Source organism: Methanosarcina sp. KYL-1 (assembly GCF_024372725.1).
In the GTDB taxonomy this organism is placed as follows: Archaea; Halobacteriota; Methanosarcinia; order Methanosarcinales; family Methanosarcinaceae; genus Methanosarcina.
Window position 1 is genome coordinate 1 of sequence record NZ_VOUA01000066.1, and the last position, 1,179, is coordinate 1,179.

The following is a 1,179-nucleotide window of genomic DNA, read 5'->3' on the forward strand; positions in this document are numbered from 1 at the left end:
ATACTAGTGTCTCAGCAATTTAATTATAATACATATTAATATATTCTGAATGCCATGATACCTTCATGATAGAAATCAAACTTGACGATGATGAAGTGAAGTATCTCCAAGATTTTGTAAATAAAGGACAGAAAAACGCAAGGGAAATAACCAGAGCACGTATACTGTTACTGGCAAACCAGCAAAAAGGAGATACAGATATCGCTAAAACGTTATGTGTTGGCAGGAGTACGGCTTGGAGAATAAAAAAGAGATATCTTGAAGAAGGCCTCACAATTACTCTCTTTGACAAACCAAGATCTGGTCAACCTGAAAAATATACTGAAAGACACACTGCAGAAATCATAGCACAAGTATGCACCAAGCCTCCTGCTGGAAAAAAAAGATGGACGCTTGTACTGCTCACCGAAGAAATGAGGAAAAAAGAAGGATTTGAAACAATAAACAAGGAGAGCATCAGGCTTATCCTAAAAAAAGCAAAACTAAACCTTGGCTGAGGCGGATGTGGTGCATTCAGACCATAGATGCCGAATATAGGGAAAGAATGTACAACATTCTCGATATGTACGAAGAGGATTATGATCCAAAGAATCCTATTATCTGCATTGATGAGAAACCAAAGCAACTTCTTGCAGATAAGAGGATGTCCATTCCAATGAAGCCCGGAAGCCCGGAAAAATATGATTATGAATATGTCAGGAATGGAACAGCAAATATATTTGTGGCAGTAGAATTCAAAGCTGGAAAACGGATGACTCAGGTAACCGAAAGAAGAACTAAAAAGGATTTTGCACAATTCGTTAAGAAAACCATCGAAGAGTATCCAGAAGCTGAAACTATCCGTTTGGTCACTGATAATCTTAACACTCACAAAGAAAAATCATTTGATGAAGCTTTTGGAAAAGAAGAAGCAGAAAAGATTCTAAAAAATGTAGAATTCCACTACACGCCAAAGCATGCAAGTTGGCTCAATGCTGCGGAAATTGAAATCAATGCCATGGATATCGAGTGTACTGGCAAAAGAATCGGTGACATGGAAACCTTGGCTTATGAAGTAGATGCATGGACTAATAGAAGGAATTTCCATAAAAAGAAAATAAACTGGAAGTTCACAAGCAAAATTGCTGATGAGAAATTGTCCAAGTATTATGTATCATAACTAAGTTGCCAGGACACTAG

General features: G+C 37.4%; 1 pseudogene. It reads left to right on the forward strand.

Features of this window, described 5'->3' with window-relative positions:
- Positions 1-65 precede the first annotated feature (65 nt).
- Positions 66-1,159 (forward strand): annotated as a pseudogene (locus FTO70_RS17910) (IS630 family transposase).
- Positions 1,160-1,179 lie beyond the last annotated feature (20 nt).